Annotated in this window: 17 protein-coding genes; 7 read left to right on the plus strand and 10 right to left on the minus strand. The window is 67.2% G+C overall.

Features of this window, described 5'->3' with window-relative positions; genetic code table 11:
- Positions 1–515: 515 nt before the first annotated feature.
- The gene (locus tag ABZV44_RS30695; protein WP_354843783.1) at positions 516–707 is read right to left on the minus strand and encodes a hypothetical protein; all 192 of its coding nucleotides are present in this window, start codon (positions 705–707) and stop codon (positions 516–518) included.
- A gap of 469 nt (positions 708–1,176) precedes the next feature.
- On the opposite strand from ABZV44_RS30695, the gene ABZV44_RS30700 reads away from it, so the two are divergent.
- From ABZV44_RS30700 to ABZV44_RS30710, 3 genes are all read left to right on the plus strand, one after another.
- Positions 1,177–2,034, plus strand: a complete 858-nt coding sequence (locus tag ABZV44_RS30700; protein WP_354844012.1) for a helix-turn-helix transcriptional regulator — start codon at positions 1,177–1,179, stop codon at positions 2,032–2,034.
- Positions 2,031–2,234 carry a DUF397 domain-containing protein gene (locus tag ABZV44_RS30705; RefSeq protein WP_354843786.1) on the plus strand — a complete coding sequence of 68 codons (204 nt, stop codon included), beginning with the start codon at positions 2,031–2,033 and terminating at the stop codon, positions 2,232–2,234. Before ABZV44_RS30700 ends, ABZV44_RS30705 begins: the two co-directional genes overlap by 4 nt.
- Positions 2,235–2,337: 103 nt before the next feature.
- Positions 2,338–2,850: a hypothetical protein gene (locus ABZV44_RS30710; RefSeq protein WP_354843789.1), complete on the plus strand. Its 513-nt coding sequence runs from the start codon at positions 2,338–2,340 to the stop codon at positions 2,848–2,850.
- 130 nt (positions 2,851–2,980) lie between these two features.
- Here the strand turns inward: ABZV44_RS30710 and ABZV44_RS30715 are convergent, their stop codons facing one another.
- Positions 2,981–4,252 (minus strand): DUF418 domain-containing protein, encoded by a 1,272-nt coding sequence (locus ABZV44_RS30715; protein WP_354843791.1) that lies wholly within the window; start codon positions 4,250–4,252, stop codon positions 2,981–2,983.
- 257 nt (positions 4,253–4,509) lie between these two features.
- Positions 4,510–5,529 carry an asparagine synthase-related protein gene (locus ABZV44_RS30720; protein WP_354843794.1) on the minus strand — a complete coding sequence of 340 codons (1,020 nt, stop codon included), beginning with the start codon at positions 5,527–5,529 and terminating at the stop codon, positions 4,510–4,512.
- Positions 5,530–5,675: 146 nt separating this feature from the next.
- Between ABZV44_RS30720 and ABZV44_RS30725 the strand changes: the two genes are divergently transcribed.
- Positions 5,676–6,002 carry a hypothetical protein gene (locus ABZV44_RS30725; RefSeq protein ID WP_354843797.1) on the plus strand — a complete coding sequence of 109 codons (327 nt, stop codon included), beginning with the start codon at positions 5,676–5,678 and terminating at the stop codon, positions 6,000–6,002.
- Between the two features lie 34 nt (positions 6,003–6,036).
- On the opposite strand, the gene ABZV44_RS30730 is transcribed toward ABZV44_RS30725, so the two are convergent.
- From ABZV44_RS30730 to ABZV44_RS30740, 3 genes are all read right to left on the minus strand, one after another.
- Positions 6,037–7,596, minus strand: a complete 1,560-nt coding sequence (locus tag ABZV44_RS30730; protein WP_354843799.1) for a HAMP domain-containing sensor histidine kinase — start codon at positions 7,594–7,596, stop codon at positions 6,037–6,039.
- A gap of 61 nt (positions 7,597–7,657) precedes the next feature.
- Complete coding sequence (locus ABZV44_RS30735; RefSeq protein WP_354843801.1) at positions 7,658–8,407, minus strand: response regulator transcription factor; 750 nt, start codon at positions 8,405–8,407, stop codon at positions 7,658–7,660.
- Between the two features lie 234 nt (positions 8,408–8,641).
- Positions 8,642–10,231 carry a GMC family oxidoreductase gene (locus ABZV44_RS30740; RefSeq protein WP_354843804.1) on the minus strand — a complete coding sequence of 530 codons (1,590 nt, stop codon included), beginning with the start codon at positions 10,229–10,231 and terminating at the stop codon, positions 8,642–8,644.
- A 73-nt stretch (positions 10,232–10,304) separates the two neighbouring features.
- Between ABZV44_RS30740 and ABZV44_RS30745 the strand changes: the two genes are divergently transcribed.
- Complete coding sequence (locus ABZV44_RS30745; protein WP_354843807.1) at positions 10,305–10,982, plus strand: TetR family transcriptional regulator; 678 nt, start codon at positions 10,305–10,307, stop codon at positions 10,980–10,982.
- Between the two features lie 76 nt (positions 10,983–11,058).
- On the plus strand, positions 11,059–11,805 hold the full coding sequence (locus tag ABZV44_RS30750; protein ID WP_354843810.1) for an alpha/beta fold hydrolase: 747 nt from the start codon (positions 11,059–11,061) through the stop codon (positions 11,803–11,805).
- Between the two features lie 31 nt (positions 11,806–11,836).
- On the opposite strand, the gene ABZV44_RS30755 is transcribed toward ABZV44_RS30750, so the two are convergent.
- Together ABZV44_RS30755 and xylA are read right to left on the minus strand one after the other, a co-directional pair.
- Positions 11,837–13,279, minus strand: a complete 1,443-nt coding sequence (locus ABZV44_RS30755) for an FGGY family carbohydrate kinase (RefSeq protein WP_354843812.1) — start codon at positions 13,277–13,279, stop codon at positions 11,837–11,839.
- A gap of 4 nt (positions 13,280–13,283) precedes the next feature.
- A complete protein-coding gene (gene xylA / locus ABZV44_RS30760; RefSeq protein WP_354843815.1) occupies positions 13,284–14,465 on the minus strand; it encodes a xylose isomerase in 1,182 nt (393 codons plus the stop codon).
- Positions 14,466–14,527: 62 nt separating this feature from the next.
- Here xylA and ABZV44_RS30765 point away from each other — a divergent pair, with 62 nt between their 5' ends.
- On the plus strand, positions 14,528–15,769 hold the full coding sequence (locus ABZV44_RS30765) for an ROK family transcriptional regulator (RefSeq protein ID WP_354843818.1): 1,242 nt from the start codon (positions 14,528–14,530) through the stop codon (positions 15,767–15,769).
- Positions 15,770–15,876: 107 nt separating this feature from the next.
- Here the strand turns inward: ABZV44_RS30765 and ABZV44_RS30770 are convergent, their stop codons facing one another.
- Together ABZV44_RS30770 and ABZV44_RS30775 are read right to left on the minus strand one after the other, a co-directional pair.
- The gene (locus tag ABZV44_RS30770; RefSeq protein WP_354843821.1) at positions 15,877–16,596 is read right to left on the minus strand and encodes a hypothetical protein; all 720 of its coding nucleotides are present in this window, start codon (positions 16,594–16,596) and stop codon (positions 15,877–15,879) included.
- A gap of 25 nt (positions 16,597–16,621) precedes the next feature.
- On the minus strand, positions 16,622–17,455 hold the full coding sequence (locus ABZV44_RS30775; RefSeq protein WP_354843824.1) for an SDR family oxidoreductase: 834 nt from the start codon (positions 17,453–17,455) through the stop codon (positions 16,622–16,624).
- Positions 17,456–17,536: the final 81 nt, after the last annotated feature.

The following is a 17,536-nucleotide window of genomic DNA, read 5'->3' on the forward strand; positions in this document are numbered from 1 at the left end:
AAGTACCGCCCAGATCATATGCCCGGTCGTGTACCGCTGTGTCGATCGAAACGCCGACCTCGAGGGATATGGTCATGCTCGACTGACCAGAGGTTTGCTCGGCATTGCGACCAGAACAGCGAAAGTACCGGTATCGGGGTGAGGGGATCGTCGTCCTGACAGCGCTCGTACGAATCTCGGCATCCTGTGTCCGCTGCCGAAGTCGATTCAGCGGCGGACGCCGCAGAGGTTGGCTGTGATACGGAATAATCGGAGGCTTTCCGATGGGCAATTCTGTTGATCGCCTGGAGGAAAGTCACCGACCCTACGGCAACCCCACTGTCTCGACGGACTCACCGACAATGCTCACCGCCCGTGGCGGTCCGAATTCATCGGGCCGCTACCGAGTGCGAAGGCGCGGCGGTATCTGCCGCACGGATGATGAAGGCAATCGCGGGAATCCGGGTTGAGCGATGCCGAGCTGGTGCGAACGGGATTGCGAAGTGAAGACCGTCCCGGCCACACCGGCCCGGCGATCACCAGATGTTCCAGGTTCCCCTGAGCTGCTTGGCCTCCCGGTCTGCGCGCTCCAGATTCGGAACCAGGTCGGTGAAGTAACGCCGGGCGTCGCAGTTGTCGTCGCAGTGCTGATGTTGTTTCAGACCATGCTGTGCCGCTTGCAGATTCATGACCGGATAGTCCGGTGCGTCGTGCGAGATGATGGTCATGGCCTGCTCCCTGTCGTCCGGTCGCCCGCACGGATCACGGCGATGGCCTGACGCTTCTTGCCGCACACCGACATCGGGCACGACTCGTGGACTCGGAGGACATCGCGCGCGTAACCGATCGACATCGCGCTGATCGCCTCGTGGTTTTCGATGGGTATGCCGTACATGGCTGGCGCTCCGGTTGTCGGCGTTGATGTTTGGTGGCCCCCGGCCGCCCGTGCGACCTGGACGTGCGACCCGCTCTCGAAGGGCACACGATCGGAACTTATTGACCGGGTTGGCTGTTCAGGTCCAGGCGGCCGGGGGTGAATACCAGTAGACAGCCGCCCGATCATTGGCGGAAGATTCCAGGGCAGGAGTACTCGAATTTTCTCCCCGTCTTCCAAACCCCAGCACGAAAACCATTCCAAATCAGCACACAAACGATAGTGAGGCTAACGGAATGATCGGTTCGACCGTTCCCCGCAGAATGTTGGGACGTGAACTTCGGAGGCTGCGTGAGACATCCGGAGTGAGCGTCTCCAAGGCTTGTGCCGTCATTCAGTGTTCACCGCAGACCATGTGGCGGCTCGAAGGTGGACAGGGCGGGGTCAAACTGAAAACCCTATACATCGAAGCTCTTTGTAAGCTTTACGAAGCCTCCGACGAAGATACTGCCGCCCTGCTCGGACTGATAGAAGAAGCCCAGCGGCCCGGTTGGTGGCACTCGTACGGCGACTCCGTGCCGGAACACTTCGACCTTTACCTAGGGCTCGAGCAGTCCGCTCGGCGTTTCACCGCCTGGCAGACGACCTTCGTTCCGGGCCTGATCCAAACACCGGCCTATCGGCGTGCCCTGGAGTGGACGGCCTTCCCCGGAATGCCCACTTCGGTCGTCGAACAGCGTGTGGAATTGATCATGAAACGCCAAGAGCGGTTGCAGGATCCGGCGTTCTCGGCAGCCGTCTTGCTGTCGGAGTCGGTATTGGGCCACGAGATCGGCGGACCAGCTGTCATGGCAGATCAAATCCATCAACTGATCACGGTCGGGCAGCGGCGTAATGTCTCGATCGGTGTTGTGCCGCAAGCGGTCGGCGCGCATCTGGGGCTGCAGACGTACCACTTCGTTCTGCTGGAGTTTCCGCCTCGATCATCACCGGAGTTGAAGACCAAGTGGATCGAGCCGCCCGTGGTCTACGTCGAAGGGTTCACCGGGGCTCTCTATCTCGATCAGGCCGACAAGGTTGACCGTTACCGTAGCGCTCTTGTGGAAATCAAGCGCCGTGCGTTGGATGAGCAATGCACACGGGACTTGTTGGCCCACAAAGCGAAGGAGTATGCGGTATGAGCACCACCCGACTGGGTGCCCAGTGGTACAAGAGCAGCCGTTCAGCATCTCAGGAGGCTTGCGTGGAAGTCGCGCACTTCGGCACCGAGACCGGCGTCCGGGATTCGAAGAACCCCGGCGGCCCCGAGCTGATGTTCCCCGCCGACCAATGGGCTATCTTCAACGCGGCCGTGAAGGACGGAAAGTTCGACCGGTCCTGACCGACCATGACGACTGTGGGAGTCTGGGCGTGGTGTCCGGGCTCCCCTTCTTCATGCGTGACAAGATCTCCCACCAGCCTCGACACGTATACGACATGATCCGTTGAACATCCATCAAAGGAGATGTGCGATGCAGGTTAGGTCAGCAGTGGTCACCGGCGGCGCAGTGATCGCTGGGTTGTTCGCAAGCCTGGTTCCGGGTGTGGCCCACGCCGATTTCATCGATCCGGCGCCCTATGTGGACGCCAATGGGGTGGCGTGGTTCAGCATGGCGGGAAACAACTGTTCGATCACTCCGAATGGTGTTGTGGGGTGCGATCTTCCGACTCCGGCGTCGATCATGTCGATGACGATCGCGGGTATGACGATCCCGGTGCCCTACGTGCCGGCCGTTGCCATCGACACGGCGTACTTTCCCTCGCACCCGCAGTGGAGCTCCAATGGCAGCCACACTCAGCAGGGCGGCAATCCCGCGATCGTGCCGGGGGTCGATCAGTACACGACGTCGGTCTACTACGCCGGAGCCACGTGCACGGTTTCGGTCCGCAACGACGTGGTGTGCTCGGGGATGAGTCACGAATTCCGCGTCGCGGGGTTGCAGGCGTACGGAAACTGAACCAGGGCAACCGGATCGGTCGCCCGCCTCACCGATAGGAAGTGTCTCGAAGTGTGTGATGGGGTGGCATCGCGGTGCGGTGCCACCCCATCAGCATGTTTGGTGAAAGCTGTTGCCCACGTTCGCATATTCATGGATGTGTCGGGGAAGAACGCCTGACCGGAGCGTTCGTCACACCCTCAGTGATCGTGTGGAGCAGCCGTTCCGCCGGACCGCGACGGAACCGGCTGCGCCACAGAGTCGCCAGCACCAGGGAACCGATGGCGAGTAGTGCCAGTAGTTCCCAGCCCGGGCCGTGGATGCCGCCCGGCGGTGCGGTCGCGTTCTCGTCGGGTATCGGCACCAGGACGCTGACCGCCACCACCTGCAGGATGTAGAGGCTCAACGCGCAGGAGCCCGCGGCGATCAAGGGCCGCAAGGCGATACCGGCACGCGGGACCAGTGCCATCAGGACACCGATCACCAGGAAGGCGACACCGGTCGCGCCGAACACCTCGAACGGGGTGCCGCTGTGCGGGGTGGCGACGGTCAGCCACCACCAGCTCGTTGTCGCCACCGCGCCGAAACCCGTCATGTCGATGATCCGGCCCGGATCGAAGTCGGTGACCCCGGCCTGAGTCATACCCGCGGTGAGCAGGTCGACCAGGTGCGCGCGTCCGCCCAGCGGGCGCTGCACCAGCCACGAACCGCCGTATCCGAGCAATACCAGCAGCGCACCGACACCGATCACCGGCAGCGGCCGGAGTGCGCGAATCCCCCAGCGGCCCAGGGCCATACCGGCGAAGACGAACGGCATCCAGGTGAGCGCCGGGTACCCGCCGGTGAGCACCAGCAGCCGGCCAACCTGCCGCAGACCCGACCACGAGGTGAACATCTCGAATACGGGGTCGCCGCCGGAAGCGTTCTGGTGCATGTGGCTTCGGACGACGAAGGACAGGATCGGTCCGGCGATCGCGCACACCGCCGCGAGTATCGCGAGCGCCCGGGCATCCAGCCGCAGGGCGGGCAGGGCCAGCAGGAAGAACAGGCCGTAATAGGTCAGGATGATCATGATTCCGATGCCGGAATGCAGTTGCGCCAGCGCCAGACCCAGCAGCGCGACCAGCACGGCTCGGGAGCCGATGCGAATCAGGCTGCGGCGGGCCGCGATCCCGGTGGCAGGGTGCGCCCCGCCGGACATGAGCGCCAGCGACACGCCCGCCAATACCGCGAACAGCGCGGCCGACCGGCCCTCGAAGACCGTCAGCCAGGACGCGCCCGGCTGGCGCCGCGCCGGCCCGACATGCACCGCGAACATGCCCAGCACCGCGATGCCCCGCGCCGCGTCGAGCGCGAGGACGCGCGGCAGCGAATTCGAAGCATCCGATTCTTGCGGCACGGTGACCGATGCCGGCGATCTCATAACCTTGCCCACCTCCAGGATTTCGACTGCTAGTGACAGCGAGGCTAATTCGGCACACACGAGAAATTCGAGCCCAATGCCCGATTAGCGGAAGAAATAGCCGAAAGAGTTAGTTCCCGGCTAACCAGAAGGGTTAGGCGAGAATTCGCGAGCTACGCCTCGAGGATGGCATCCAGCTCGATGATGTCGATCAACCAATGGCTCCGGCAGTGGTGAGGGCGGGCCACGGGCCCGCCCTCACCGCTTCGAGACAGAAGCTAGTCGCGCAGGAGAAGCGCGAGGTAGAGGCGGGTGGCCACGGCGTCGAATTGTTCTGCGGCGGGATCGGAGTAGGTGCGTGCGCCGGGGATGTCGGCGGCGTACGCACGAGCGGCCTCGGCCAGCGCACCCATGATGCCTGCCGATCGCTGGATGGCGGACTTCTCGGCCCACGCCAGGGAGCGGGCCGATTCGGGCAGCAGCCGTTCGCAGGCGATGCGTACGCACAGCTTGTCGGCGGGGGCTCCATCGTGCAGGCCGAACAGTGCTGGGGGCGCGAGGGTTTGGGCGAATTCCCAGAAGCGGACGGTTTGGAAGACGTGCACGATATGGTCGGCGCGGTCACCCAGGATGCGGGAATAGAAGTCCGGGACGAGCCGGTCGACGGTGAAGTTGTGGGCGGATTCCGTACGGGTGATGCGGTCGAGTTCCGCGGTGGCCTCGGGTGAATCGATCGGGTACGCAAGGGTTTTGCCGCCCGCGAAGATGGCGTCCGCGCCGCTGCCGGTCAGGATCGGGCCGGTGACGCCGAGACGAGCCAGGACCGGCTGGATGGCGAGCATCGGGACGGCGTACGAAACCTCCCACAGCTCGGGCACTTTCAGGCGCTCCAGCGATTCCCGCGCCAACGCCGCCACGGCGGGGCCGTCCAGTTCGACGATGTCGTGCGGCAGGCCGAGGGCGGTGGCGGCGGCCGTGGCGTTGGCGCGGTCGGTGCCGTCGGCGGTCAACACGGTGAGAGCGTGCGGGCGAAGGCCCAGGGCGACGGCGGTGGCGGCCAGGAAGATCGAGTCGACGCCGCCGGACAGCAGGATGACCGGGTCGGCGGGCATGGCCTCGAACACCGCGCGCAGCCGGTCCCGGGTCTCGGCCGCCACCAGTTCGGCGGCGTGCCCGGGATCGGTGAGACGGCGTGAATCCGGGTCGGGGGTGGCGATATCGCGCAGGTCCGCGACGAATTGCATGGGTGCGCCGCTCTGGGCGGCGGGGGCGGTGTGTGCTGCGTCCGGTCGTCCCACGCGGCTCAGCCTACTGTGGCGCGGCACCGGCTCGGATTCCCAGCTGGCACATAGGTCGGACCCATGGCCCGCCCACACAGGGGCTTTTGGATAGGAGTCACGGCAGGCCGGTCGGCCCGCCGTCCCTCCGAGAAAGGTTCTGCGCGTTGAAATCCTCGTCTGTGACCCCGTCCCGCCTGCGCCGCGTGACCGCCCGCATCGCCGTGGCCGGTGCGCTCGCCGCGGTGCCGGTGGCCGCGCTGGCCATCCCCGCTTCGGCCGCCACCACCGACTCCGGGATTCCGGTGGTCAGCCAGATCGCCGACCCGGATTGGAATCACGATCGCGGCGGCGACAACCAGGACCGCCACGACCGCCCCGGCGACCAGGATCGGCACGACCGGCCCGGCGACCAGGATCGCGGCCCGGATCAGCCCCAGCCCCAGCCCGAGCCCCAGGCCCAGCCGCAGCCGCCGACCGGCTCGTTCGGCTGACCGTCACCGCCGCGGGCAGACCGCCACCGTGCGCTCAGCCCGCGGCGGGCAGGCGCACGGTGAATTCGGTACGGCCGGGGCGGCTTTCGACCGCGATGGCGCCGCCGTGCGCCTTCACCACCGCCGCCACGATGGACAGGCCGAGCCCGGTGCTGCCGGCGCGCCGTGAGCGCGACGAATCACCGCGCGCGAAGCGTTCGAAGACCTCCGGCTGCAGTTCCGTGGGAATGCCCGGTCCATCGTCGGTGACCCGCCAGATCGCCCCGCCCCGGCCGTCCCCGGCCAGGGCGGTGGTGACCCGGGTGCCGGGTCCGGTGTGCACGCGCGCATTGGCGAGCAGGTTGGCCAGCACCTGGTGCAGGCGGGCCGTGTCGCCGGTGACCACGATCGGCTCGGGCGGTAGTTCCAGCGCCCACTGCAGATCCGGGCCGGCGATGTGGGCGTCGCTGACCGCGTCCACGGTGAGCCGGGTCAGATCCACCGGCGCGCGCTCGATCCCCCGCCCGGCGTCCAGGCGAGCCAGCAGCAGCATGTCCTCCACCAGGGTCGTCATGCGCCGCGACTCGGAGTCGACGCGGCTCATGGCGTGCGCGACCACCGGCGGGAGCGTATCCCGTTCCCGCAGCGCCAGTTCCGCGTAACCGCGGATGGAGGACAGCGGGGTGCGCAGTTCGTGGCTGGCGTCGGCCAGGAACCGCCGGATCCGGGTCTCGCTGGCGTGCCGGGCCTCGAGCGCACCCGCGATATGGTCGAGCATGCGGTTGATGGCCATGCCGAGCTGACCGACCTCGGTGCGAGCGTCGGCGTCGGCGACCGGAACCCGCACGGGCAGCGTCACTTCCCCGCGATCCAGCCGCAGGTCCGCGACCCGCGCGGCGGTGGCGGCGACCCGATCCAGCGGGGTCAGGGCGCGCCGGATGAGCCAGATGCCCGCGGAGGTCGCCACCACCAGGACCACGGCGGTGGCGATCAACAGGATCAGGAGCACCCGCATGAGGGTGGCGTCGACCGAGTCCAGCGGCAGGCCGGTGATCACCGTCTTGCCCGACCAGGTGGTCTCGGCGAGCACGCGATAGTGGCCCTGGCCCTCGATATCCATCGAGACGGGCTTGCCGGGAGTGACGGCGGCCAGCTGCTTGCGGGCCGACTCCGACAGGGCGGACTGCACGCCGTCGTTGCCGACGCGGCCCGCGCTCACCGAGTGGTCGCGGCCCACGAGCGCGCCGACCGTATCCGGTTGGATGCTGCGGCGATTCAGGAATTCCGGTCCCGGACCGGATGATTCGCCTGTCGAGGGCGGCGGGCCGGGGGCATTGTGCTGGTCCGGCGGCGGGCCGAGGCTGGGACCGCCACCCACGTCGCCGAGAGCATGCTCGGTCGTCTCGGTGAGGTCGACGTCCACCTGGTGCACCAGGAACTGTTGCAGCGCAAGCTCGGTCGCGATGCCGATGCCCGCGACCACGGCCACCAGCAGCGCCACCTGTCCGACCAGCAGCCGCCTGCGCAGCGACCAGCGGCGGCGGCGGGCCCTCGGCTCGGCGGGCCGGCCCGAGGGTACGGGGAGCTCGTTCACGGGCTCTTCGCGTCGATTCATGGACTCACCCCGCTCGTTCGTGGAGGGACCGAGCTCGGATTCGCCGAGCTCATGGGTGGACTCACTGAGCCGGCTTGAGGACATAGCCCGCACCTCGCAGTGTGTGGATCATCGGCGCGCGGCCGCTGTCGATCTTCTTACGCAGATAGGAGACATACAGTTCGACGATGTTGGAGCGGCCGCCGAAGTCGTAGCTCCAGACCCGGTCCAGGATCTGCGCCTTGCTCAGTACCCGGCGCGGGTTGCGCATGAACAGCCGCAGCAGCTCGAATTCCGTTGAGGTCAGCACGATGTCGACGCCGTCGCGGGTGACCTCGTGACTGTCCTCGTCGAGCATCAGATCGCCGACCACCAGCCGCGAGCCGCTGTCCTCACTCGCGATGCCCGCGCGCCGCAGCAGCGCCCGCAGCCGCAGCACCACCTCGTCGATGCTGAAGGGCTTGGTGACGTAGTCGTCGCCGCCCGCGGTGAGGCCGGCGATCCGGTCCTCGACCGAATCCTTGGCGGTCAGCAGCAGGACCGGCAGATCCGGGAGCAGGTGGCGCAGCCGGTCGAGCACCTCGAGACCGGTCATATCGGGCAGCATCACATCGAGCACGACCACATCGGGCCGCAGCTCGCGCGCCTTGGCGACGGCCGTGCGCCCATCCCCGGCGGTGCCGACGGTCCAGCCCTCGTAACGCAGGGCCAGGGCGAGCAATTCGGCCAGCGCCGGTTCGTCGTCCACCACGAGCACGCTGACGGGACTGCCGTCGGCACGACGCATGGCGGAGCGCTCGATCGGGGTGTTTCCCGAGGTCAGAACTGACATTGTTACAGCGTCGGGGAGATCGCTGGGCCGAAGCTGTACCGAAGCTATGGGTCAGCTGTGAGACCTGTGCGCCGGCTGTGCGCGCCGGGTCAGCGTTCGGGCAGGACCGCACCGTGCGGATGCGGATGCTCGACGCGGCGAGTCGGACCTCGGCAGACCTGCGGTGCCGCCGCAATCTGCGTGCGGACCGCAGGAAATCGAGCCGAGGTCGGTACGGCGCGTCCGGAGGCGAGGTCAAATCGCTTGCCCCACATCGGTGGCCACCAAATGATCCAGGGCGCGTTCGGCCAGGGCCGCGATGGTCATCGACGGGTTGCAGGCGGCGGTGTTGCCGGGCATGAGCGCGCCGTCGAGGACGTACAGGCCGGGTTGGCCGTGCACGCGGCCGTCCAGGTCGCACACCGCGCCCATGCTCGCGCCGCCCAGCGGGTGCCAGGTGGAGGGGAACGCGAGATTGGTGTCGAGCAGCACGCTCGACGGTCCGGCGATGCGTTGCACCGCGGGGCCGATGTGGTTGTCCTGGATGGCGGCATCGCCGTCGGCGGGCCAGTGCAGGGTGGCGGCATCGGTCGCCGAGTCGTAGCGAAACTCGCCGCGGCCGGTGCTGAGGCCGTAGCCGACCATCATGGTGCTGTGCGCGTCCATCGACAGCGGCGGAATGGACGCCTGGATGACGGTGTGCGCGTTGTCCGGGTCATCCCAGTTCAGGCTGCCGTAGACGACCGGACCGCCCTGGGCGGGGCCGAATTCCTCGGTGGGAGCGGACCAGACGTAGATGCGGTCGGCATTGGTGCCCCACCCGCGGCCGAGATCGTCAGGGAGATCGGGGATCTGGCCCCTGGCCCCCGCACGCACCAGCAGCCGGGTGGTATTGAGGCTGCCCGCGGCCATGACCAGGGCATTGGTGGTGAGAATCTTGTTCTCCAGCACCGTGCCCGCGGTATCGGTGCGGTTCACGTGCACGATCCAGCGGCCGTCCGGCGCGCGCTCGATGTCGGTGACCTCGTGCAGGGTCTCGACGGTGACGCGGCCGGTGGCCTCGGCGGCGGCGATATAGGTGACGTCGACCGAGTGCTTGCCGCCATTGTTGACGCCCATGGCCCCGTCACCGTTGGTGTAGGAGGGGGCCATCTCGCCGCGGAGTTCGGCGAGTGCGAAGTTCCAGTCGATGGGCATGGGGATCTTCGACAGCGGCAGGCCGGCGCGGCGGACGTGATCGGCGAAAACCCTTGCGGCGGTGTAGTTCGGCGTGTTGATCAGTTCGTCGGGGGCCACGGCCAGACCGAGCATGCGGGCGACCCGGGGGTAGTAGACGGAATTCAGGGATGCCCAGTCGAGTCCGTCCGGGAAGTGAGCGCTGAAGACCGCCTCCGCGGGCTGCAGCGACATGCCCTGGTAGACAAGCGATCCGCCGCCCAGACCCGCCGCGCACAGGGCGGTCATGTTCTGCCCCGGCACCGCCTCGACGAGACCGGTGTACTTGTCGAAAGCCACCGGCTTGCCGAACAATTCGGGACTCGAGCGATGCCACAGCATGCGTTTGTCCGGTGCGGTGGCATGCGGGAAGGTCCGCGCGTTCGGTCCGGTGGGCCAGCGCAGTCCGCGCTCGAGCAGCAGCACCTGGACGCCGGCCTCGGCCAGGCGCAGGGCGGTGACGCCGCCGCCGAAACCCGAGCCGATGACGATGACCCGATGGTCTTCTCGGGTGAGCTCCACCCGCTGGACCCGGGCGGCGATTCCTGCGCGGGCGACCGGCGCGGTCGCGAGCAGAGCAGCGGTGACCGCCGCTCCGGACAGCAGGGAGCGACGCGAGATATCTGGCATTGGACACCTTGGAAGGTTCGTGCGGACTCGACGAGTAACCCGGTTACTCAAGTAACGGCGTTACTGTAACTGCATGGCCAAGGAGACGGAAGAGGCATTACGGGCACGGATCCTGCTCGAGGTCCGCACCCTGCTCGAATCCGACGGCTACGACGCCGTCCAGCTGCGCGAAGTCGCGCGCCGCGCCCGCGTCTCGCTCACCACCATCTACAAGCTCTTCCCCACGCGCGACGAGTTGCTCGTCTCCGCCATCGAAGCCTGGATGGAGGACAACACCTACATCCCGATGGAATCCCCGCCCCCCGGCGAATCCATCCGCGACGGCCTGCTCCGCGTCATCCGCCACGTCTTCGATCCCTGGGAACGCCACCCGATCATGCTCGAGGCCTATCACCGGGCCCGCATCGGTCCGGCCAACCAACGCCTCGACAATCACGGCCTGGACGCCGTCCTCCCCATCGCCGCCGCCGTGCTCGCCGGCGCCGAGCCCCGCTACCTCGAGGACATCGCCGTCGTCCTCTCCAACATGACCTTCTCCCTGCTCGGCCAATGCGCCGACGGCACCCTTCAGGTCTCCGAAGTCCTTCCGATCCTCGAACGCGCCGTCTACCGTCTGACGGCCAACAACGAGCCCGAGGCTTCCGAGGCCCTCCGTCGCCGCGAATCGGCCACCGCGCTCCCCCTGCGCCCCGACGTGGCCGCCCCGTTCCGTCGCGCCCCTACGGATTCCCGTGCGCCACAACAGCCCTGACGCTCCCCCGCACCCGGCTCGAGCCCTTTGCACGGTAGCGTTCGGATGTCGAATCCGAGGAAAGGCTCTCCACCCTATGGGCAATAGCTGGCTGCGTCACCTGTCCCCTTCACCGAGGAATGGCTCCCACAAGTTGGTCTGCTTTCCCCACGCCGGCGGATCCGCCCTCGCTTTCGGACCATTGGCCGAGTCCGTCGGTTCGGAGTTCGACGTTCTCGCCGTTCAATATCCGGGACGGCAGGACAGAAGGCACGAACGGCTCGTGGGCGATATCTCAGGGCTGGTCGACGGCCTGCTTCCCGAGGTGATCGAGGCGGTCGGGGATGCCGAGAGTTTCTCCGTGTTCGGCCACAGCATGGGATCTGTCGTGGCCTTCGAGGCGTGCAGGCGGCTCGAGGATGAGGTAGGGGCAACGGCGACAGTGCTGTTCGCTTCCGGCCGCTGCGCGCCGTCGGCGACACAAAGCGGGCGGGTGCATCTGCTCGGTGATCGAGAACTGTGTGAACAATTGCTTCAGATCGGCGGTACGCCCGCGGTATTGCTCGAGGATCCCGACTTTCGGGAATTGATCCTGTCGATCGTCAGGAACGACTACCGAGCCATCGAGACCTACACGTGCACGACGGACGCAACAGTCAAGTCCCCCATCGTCGCACTGATCGGCGACCGCGACCCCGACGCGAGTTTCGCGGACATCCAGGCGTGGAGCGCACACACCTCCGGAAGCTTTGCCGCGCAATCGTTTCCGGGCGGTCACTTCTTCATCGATGCGAACCGCCGAGCGGTCGGGCAGCTGATCCGCGAGCACACCTCGGCAGCGTGAACTGACCTGCCGGGGACACCGACACAGCGGATCACTGGTGTGAGCGTGCTGCTGCTTCCCGGTATCGGGCGAGCAATTCCGGCGACGGGTCTGCAGTAAAGGTGCGGGTGGTGGCCAATGGCCAGGCAGGGGGCTGCGGTGCCGACGACATCACCCACGCGGCTTGGCGAGCGGCTCCCGCGGCGACGTATTCACCTGGAGCGGGAACATCGACGGGCACCCCGAACACCGCCGGCGCGATGGCGCACACGGCTGCCGAGCGTGCACCGCCACCGGTCAGCGTGACCCGGTCGACGGGCACCGAACCACGACGGAACACGTCGGCAGCGGCGGCGGTCAGGCACAGCAGCGACTCCACCGCCGCCCGGGCGATATTCTCCCGGGTCATCGACTCCATCGTCATGCCGTACAAAGAGCCGGTGGCGTGGGGAAGATTCGGCGTCCGTTCGCCTTCCAGGTAGGGCACCTGCACCAGCCCGCCCGCGCCGGGTTCCGCCGCCAGCGCCAACGCCGACAGCTCGTCGAGATCCACGCCGAGGACGGTGGCAGTCGCCTCGAGGATCCTGGCGGCGTTGAGCGTGCACACCAGTGGAAGAAACCGACCGGTAGCGTCGGCGAAGCCCGCCACCGTGCCGGACGGGTCCCGGACCGGCGTGGTCGTGACGGCGGCGATCACGCCCGAGGTACCCAGCGAGAGCATCACCTCACCGGCGTGCAGTCCCAAACCCAGCGCTGCGCCGGCGTTGTCGCCGCACCCGGGCCCGACGATCATCTCGGACCGGCCCAGCGCAGGGTCGGAGGTGCCCGCCGGCGCCGTCGGCGCCGCGACCGCCGGCAACACGATGCCCTGCGCGTGGGTCTGGCTGTACCGCAAGGCCATTGCCAGCAGCTCACGCCGGTAGACACCGGACACCGGATCGAAATAGCCGGTGCCCGACGCTTCGCTGCGGTCGGTGACCAGGTCGTCGAGCGACCTCGCACCGCGCAACCGCCAGGTCAGCCAATCATGGGGCAATGCGATCGCCGCGATACGGGCGGCGTTCGCGGGCTCATGGTCGGCGAGCCAGCGCAGTTTCGTGATGGTCACCGACGCGACCGGTGCGGTGCCGACCGCGTCGACCCAGCGCCGCACACCTGCGTCGTGATCGCCGTCGCCCATTTCGTGAACGAGGTCGCGTGCGGCAGCAGCGGATCGGGTGTCGTTCCACAGCAACGCCGGACGGATCACCGCACCGCGGGCGTCGAGGCAGACGAGTCCGTGCTGCTGCCCGCCGACCGAGACCGCGGCCACGTCGTCGAGGCCGCCGGCCTGCTGTATCGCCGATTGCAGTGCCTGCCACCAATATTCGGGATCGACCTCGGTGCCGGGCGGGTGCGGGGCGGCGCCCGAGCGCACCGGCCGGCCGCTGTCGGCGTCGCGGATGACAACCTTGCAGGATTGGGTCGAGGAATCGACCCCAGCTACGAGTGTCATGGCCTCATCCGATCACATGCTCGACGGCGAGCTGGTGCAAGCGCACGAAACCGTAGTCGCGCGTCGCGGCGGTGTCGGGGTCGAACAGTCGGTCTCGGGCCACCGCGAACGCCTGTACCGATTCACCCTCGCCCAGTGTCGGCTGGGCGAGATCGAACACCCCGGCGTGTGTCATCGCCTCCTGCACGCGAGAGTCGGCCCGGAACGCGCGGGCCTTGTCGGCCAGCATCAGGTACGTCGACATGTTCGCGCGTGCCGATTCCCACACCCCGGGCATGTGTTCGGTGCGTGAGGGTTTGTAGTCGAAGTGCCGGGCCCCGGTGTAGCGCGGACCGTCGGGGTAGCCGGGGAACCCGTTCTCGAGCAGGTCCACGGTGAAGAACGCCGACATCAGATCGCCGTGGCCGAAGACCAGGTCCTGGTCGTATTTCGCGCCGCGCTGCCCGTTGAGGTCGATGTGGAACAGCTTGCCGCTCCACAACGCCTGCCCGATCGCGTGGGTGTAGTTGAGTCCCGCCATCTGCTCGTGCCCGGTCTCGGGGTTGACCCCGACGAGATCGGCATGGTCGAGCTCCGCGATCAGCGCGAGGGCGTGTCCCACGGTCGGCAGCAGGATGTCGCCGCGCGGTTCGTTGGGTTTGGGCTCCAAGGCTATTCGCAGGTCGTATCCCTGCGCCTCGATGTAGGCCGCGACGGTGTCGATGCCCTCCTTGTACCGTTCGAGCGCGGCGTAGAGGTCCTTGGATCCGTCGTATTCACTGCCCTCACGGCCACCCCACATGACGAAGGTGGTGGCATCGACCTGTCCGGCCAGATCGACCGCGTGCAGGATCTTCCGCAACGCGAAGCGCCGGACCGCCCGGTCGTTGGCGCACAGTCCGCCCTCCTTGAAGACCGGATGGGTGAAGGTGTTGGTGGTGACCATCTCGATTGCCAGACCAGCGCGATCGGCCGCGTCCTTCACCCGGGCGACCCGCCGCTGCTGAATGGCCTCGTCGGCATCGAATGGGTAGATGTCGTTGTCGTGGAAGCTGATTGCCCAGGCCCCGAGTTGGGCCAGCCCGTCGACGTAGTCCCACGGAGCCAGTGTCGGACGGGTCGCGGCACCGAACGGATCGGCGCCGCTCCAGCCGACTGTCCACAGTCCGAACGAGAACCTGTCCTGCGGGGTGGGTTGGCGGGACATCGCACGATCCTCTCATTTGTTTAGCCGCTGAACTTAATCGGCCAATAGGTTACGGTCAATATGTGAATCGAGGTTCTTCGCTGGCTGAACGCACGGCACCGACCAGCGCCCGCCAGACATCGCTCCGCGCGGCCAACTTGGCGTTGGTGCTGACCACGGTGCTGCAGAACCCGGCGGGTGTGTCCCGCGCGAGTATCGCCTCGGCGACCGGCATGACCCGAGCCACAGCGTCTCGCCTGGTCGACGAGCTGGTCGCCGGTGGCATCCTCGCCGAGCTGCCGCGCGCGGCCGCACCGAGCCGCGGGCGGCCGGCGACGCCGATCGTCGCCGGGAGTCGCCTCATCGCCCTAGGGCTGCAGGTGGATACGAATCGTTTGACCGCTCGAGCGATCACGTTGTCCGGGGAGATCGCCGGCGAACGCAGCGAGATCGGCGACTGGCGGAACAGCCGACCCGCCGCCTGCTTGGCCCGACTCGGCGAGCTCGGCACAGAATTGATTACAGCGCTGGCCGACGACGTGCGAGTCGTCGGGGTCGGCTTGGCGCTGCCCGGGATCGTGCGCGCCGACACCGCCACGCTCATGACCGCACCGAATCTGGGCTGGCCGGAACTGCGTCCCGAGGAGTTCATCGCTGCCGGGGCACGCGCCGGGCTGTCGGTGCGCGTCGGCAACGAGGCGGATCTGGCCGCCCGAGCAGCGGCCGAATACGCACCCGGCCGCCCGGGCGCGGTCCGGAACTTCTTCTACGTGTCCGGCGATACCGGTATCGGCGGGGCCGCGGTGATCGACGGCAAGGTGATGGCCGGACCATACGGGGGCAGCGGCGAAATCGGGCATGTCACCGTCGACCCGGGCGGCGGTGCCTGCGCGTGTGGTTCCACGGGCTGTCTCGAGTTGTACGCCGGCAGGCAAGCACTCGTTGCCGCCGCCGGATTGCCCGCCGGCACCGGCACAGCCGAGCTCGCCGCCCACGCGGTCGCGGGGAACGCCGCAGTTCTGCACTCCCTCGAGCGTGCCGCGTGGGCGCTCGGTATCGCGCTGGCGGCGGCGATCAATATTCTCGGCATACCGGTCATCGTGCTCGGAGGGCATTTGGCAGCGCTGGCCGATTTCCTACTGCCCCCGCTCATCTCACACCTCCACAGCCGGGTGGTGGCAGCACGGTGGATTGCCCCGCGAGTCGAGGTCGCCCGACCGGATACGGCGCCCGGCGCCACCGGTGCCGCGTATCTGGCCTTGGAGGAACTGATCCACGACCCGGCAGGCTGGATCCCCCAGCGAGCAACCGACGGCCCCGGCTAGTCAGCCCGCCACGGCCCGGGCGTAGTTCCGTTTCAGGGTGCACCACCGTGTTGCATCCCGGGTCGGAGAGTCCGCTTCGGACCGACTGACGGCGCATTGCGGTTCGATCAACTGCAGGCCGGGGAAGTCTGCTGGACCAGCGACAGCGTGGTGCAAGTCCAATCCTTCTGGACCTTCCATTTCCCATCTTCTGCCACGACCGGTACCAACACCTGGTTCGGCGCTCCGCCGTTGATGGACACCTGGGCGTCGGCGGTGAGTGCGCCGTTGCCCAAATCGGTCACCTTGGTGACCGTGATGGTGACGTTCATCTGTTTGAAGGCATCGGTCAACCGTTGCGGCAGCATCGGATCGGCCTTGATGCCCTGAATCAGGTCCAGCTTCTGCTCGTTGGCGATATTGGGATCCATGAGCTTCTGCAACTCGGCATTGAGATCCGTCGCACCTGGCACGGCCGGATAGCTGCTCTGGGCTGCAGCCACTTTCGACGTGGTCGCCTTGTCCGGCTTGGCTTCGTCCTTGTTGCCACTGCTGCAGGCGGAAACCCCAAGAGCTGTCGCAATTGCCAACGTGGCGATCACGATGCGGCCGATCTTCGGAACCATCAACTGGTTCTCCTTCATGTTCGAGATGAATTGTCTGACTATGCCGACGCTTCCAGGCGGTTGCGCTGCTGAAGCCGCAGACGCATTCGGGTTGCGCCGGAACGAGATTCGGAGGCTGGATACGGCCGTCACGTTGACGATCGCGACACTGATGCGTTGACTGCGCCTGCGCGGCAGCCGGTGTGACGCGGTCCGGTGCCGCGGGAACTTCATCGAACTCATGCGACGGCATTCAGTGACGCACAGATCAATTCACGCTGCCCGCCGACTCTTCTCCCTGCGGGAGCCTGGCAGCGTGTACGGCCAGCGCATCATCGGCCATCTGCCCCATTTGCTCGACCTGGGAGCGGAATTGATCCAGGCCGAAGTCGGGCAGCGCGAAGACAAGTTCGTCCTGGCGTGCGATGCCGTCGACGGCGGCGCGAGCGACCTCGTCCGGTTCGATCGCCAGTGGGATCACCCCGGTCCCGAACGGCTCCGCTGCATGCTGGCCGAAGACTTCTGGCCGGCTTCGCTGGGAGTCGAGGATCCGGGTGGCCACTTGCCCCGGGCACAGCGTCGTGACGCCGATACCGTCGGGGGTCAACTCGGCTCGCAGTCCGAAGGAGAGGCCGAGAATGGCGTGCTTCGTTGCGCTGTACAGGGCGGTGTGGCTCGTGTCCGGCAGGAAGGCGTGGGCGGACGACGTGTTCATCACATGTCTCCACCCGCTCGCGCGGCGCATCGCGGGAAGGAATGCGTGCAGGCAGTTCAGCGTGCCTTCCACGTTCACCGACGACAGCCACCGCCAATCACCGATCGAGGAGTCCGCGACTGCGCCGAACAGTAGGACCCCGGCGTTGTTGCACAGCAGCTCCACCGACCCGAACTCCGCGTAGCTGGCGACCGCGAGCGCGGCGACCGACTCCGGATCGGACACGTCGACGCCGACCCCGATGGCGCGCGCCCCGTGCGAACGGAGCTCCTCGGCCACGCGTTGCGCGCCGGCCTCATCGATGTCGGCAACGACGACCGCCATGCCGCGTGAGGCAAGTTCCGCGACAAGCGCCGCGCCGATTCCACTTGCGGCGCCGGTGACCACCGCAGTACGACCGGCGAAAGGCTCTGATTCGGACATGAAGCTCCCAAGCACTGCTTATTCCCCGCCGAAGCGAGCATACTG

Source organism: Nocardia sp. NPDC004860 (assembly GCF_040609015.1).
Lineage (GTDB): Bacteria > Actinomycetota > Actinomycetes > Mycobacteriales > Mycobacteriaceae > Nocardia.

Coding starts and splice junctions, on each gene's coding strand:
- ABZV44_RS30695 (WP_354843783.1), bottom strand. CDS start 707: ATGACCATCATCTCGCACGACGCACCGGACTATCCGGTCATGAATCTG.
- ABZV44_RS30700 (WP_354844012.1), top strand. CDS start 1,177: ATGTTGGGACGTGAACTTCGGAGGCTGCGTGAGACATCCGGAGTGAGC.
- ABZV44_RS30705 (WP_354843786.1), top strand. CDS start 2,031: ATGAGCACCACCCGACTGGGTGCCCAGTGGTACAAGAGCAGCCGTTCA.
- ABZV44_RS30715 (WP_354843791.1), bottom strand. CDS start 4,252: ATGAGATCGCCGGCATCGGTCACCGTGCCGCAAGAATCGGATGCTTCG.
- ABZV44_RS30730 (WP_354843799.1), bottom strand. CDS start 7,596: ATGAATCGACGCGAAGAGCCCGTGAACGAGCTCCCCGTACCCTCGGGC.
- ABZV44_RS30735 (WP_354843801.1), bottom strand. CDS start 8,407: ATGTCAGTTCTGACCTCGGGAAACACCCCGATCGAGCGCTCCGCCATG.
- ABZV44_RS30740 (WP_354843804.1), bottom strand. CDS start 10,231: ATGCCAGATATCTCGCGTCGCTCCCTGCTGTCCGGAGCGGCGGTCACC.
- ABZV44_RS30745 (WP_354843807.1), top strand. CDS start 10,305: ATGGCCAAGGAGACGGAAGAGGCATTACGGGCACGGATCCTGCTCGAG.
- ABZV44_RS30750 (WP_354843810.1), top strand. CDS start 11,059: ATGGGCAATAGCTGGCTGCGTCACCTGTCCCCTTCACCGAGGAATGGC.
- ABZV44_RS30755 (WP_354843812.1), bottom strand. CDS start 13,279: ATGACACTCGTAGCTGGGGTCGATTCCTCGACCCAATCCTGCAAGGTT.
- xylA (WP_354843815.1), bottom strand. CDS start 14,465: ATGTCCCGCCAACCCACCCCGCAGGACAGGTTCTCGTTCGGACTGTGG.
- ABZV44_RS30770 (WP_354843821.1), bottom strand. CDS start 16,596: ATGAGTTCGATGAAGTTCCCGCGGCACCGGACCGCGTCACACCGGCTG.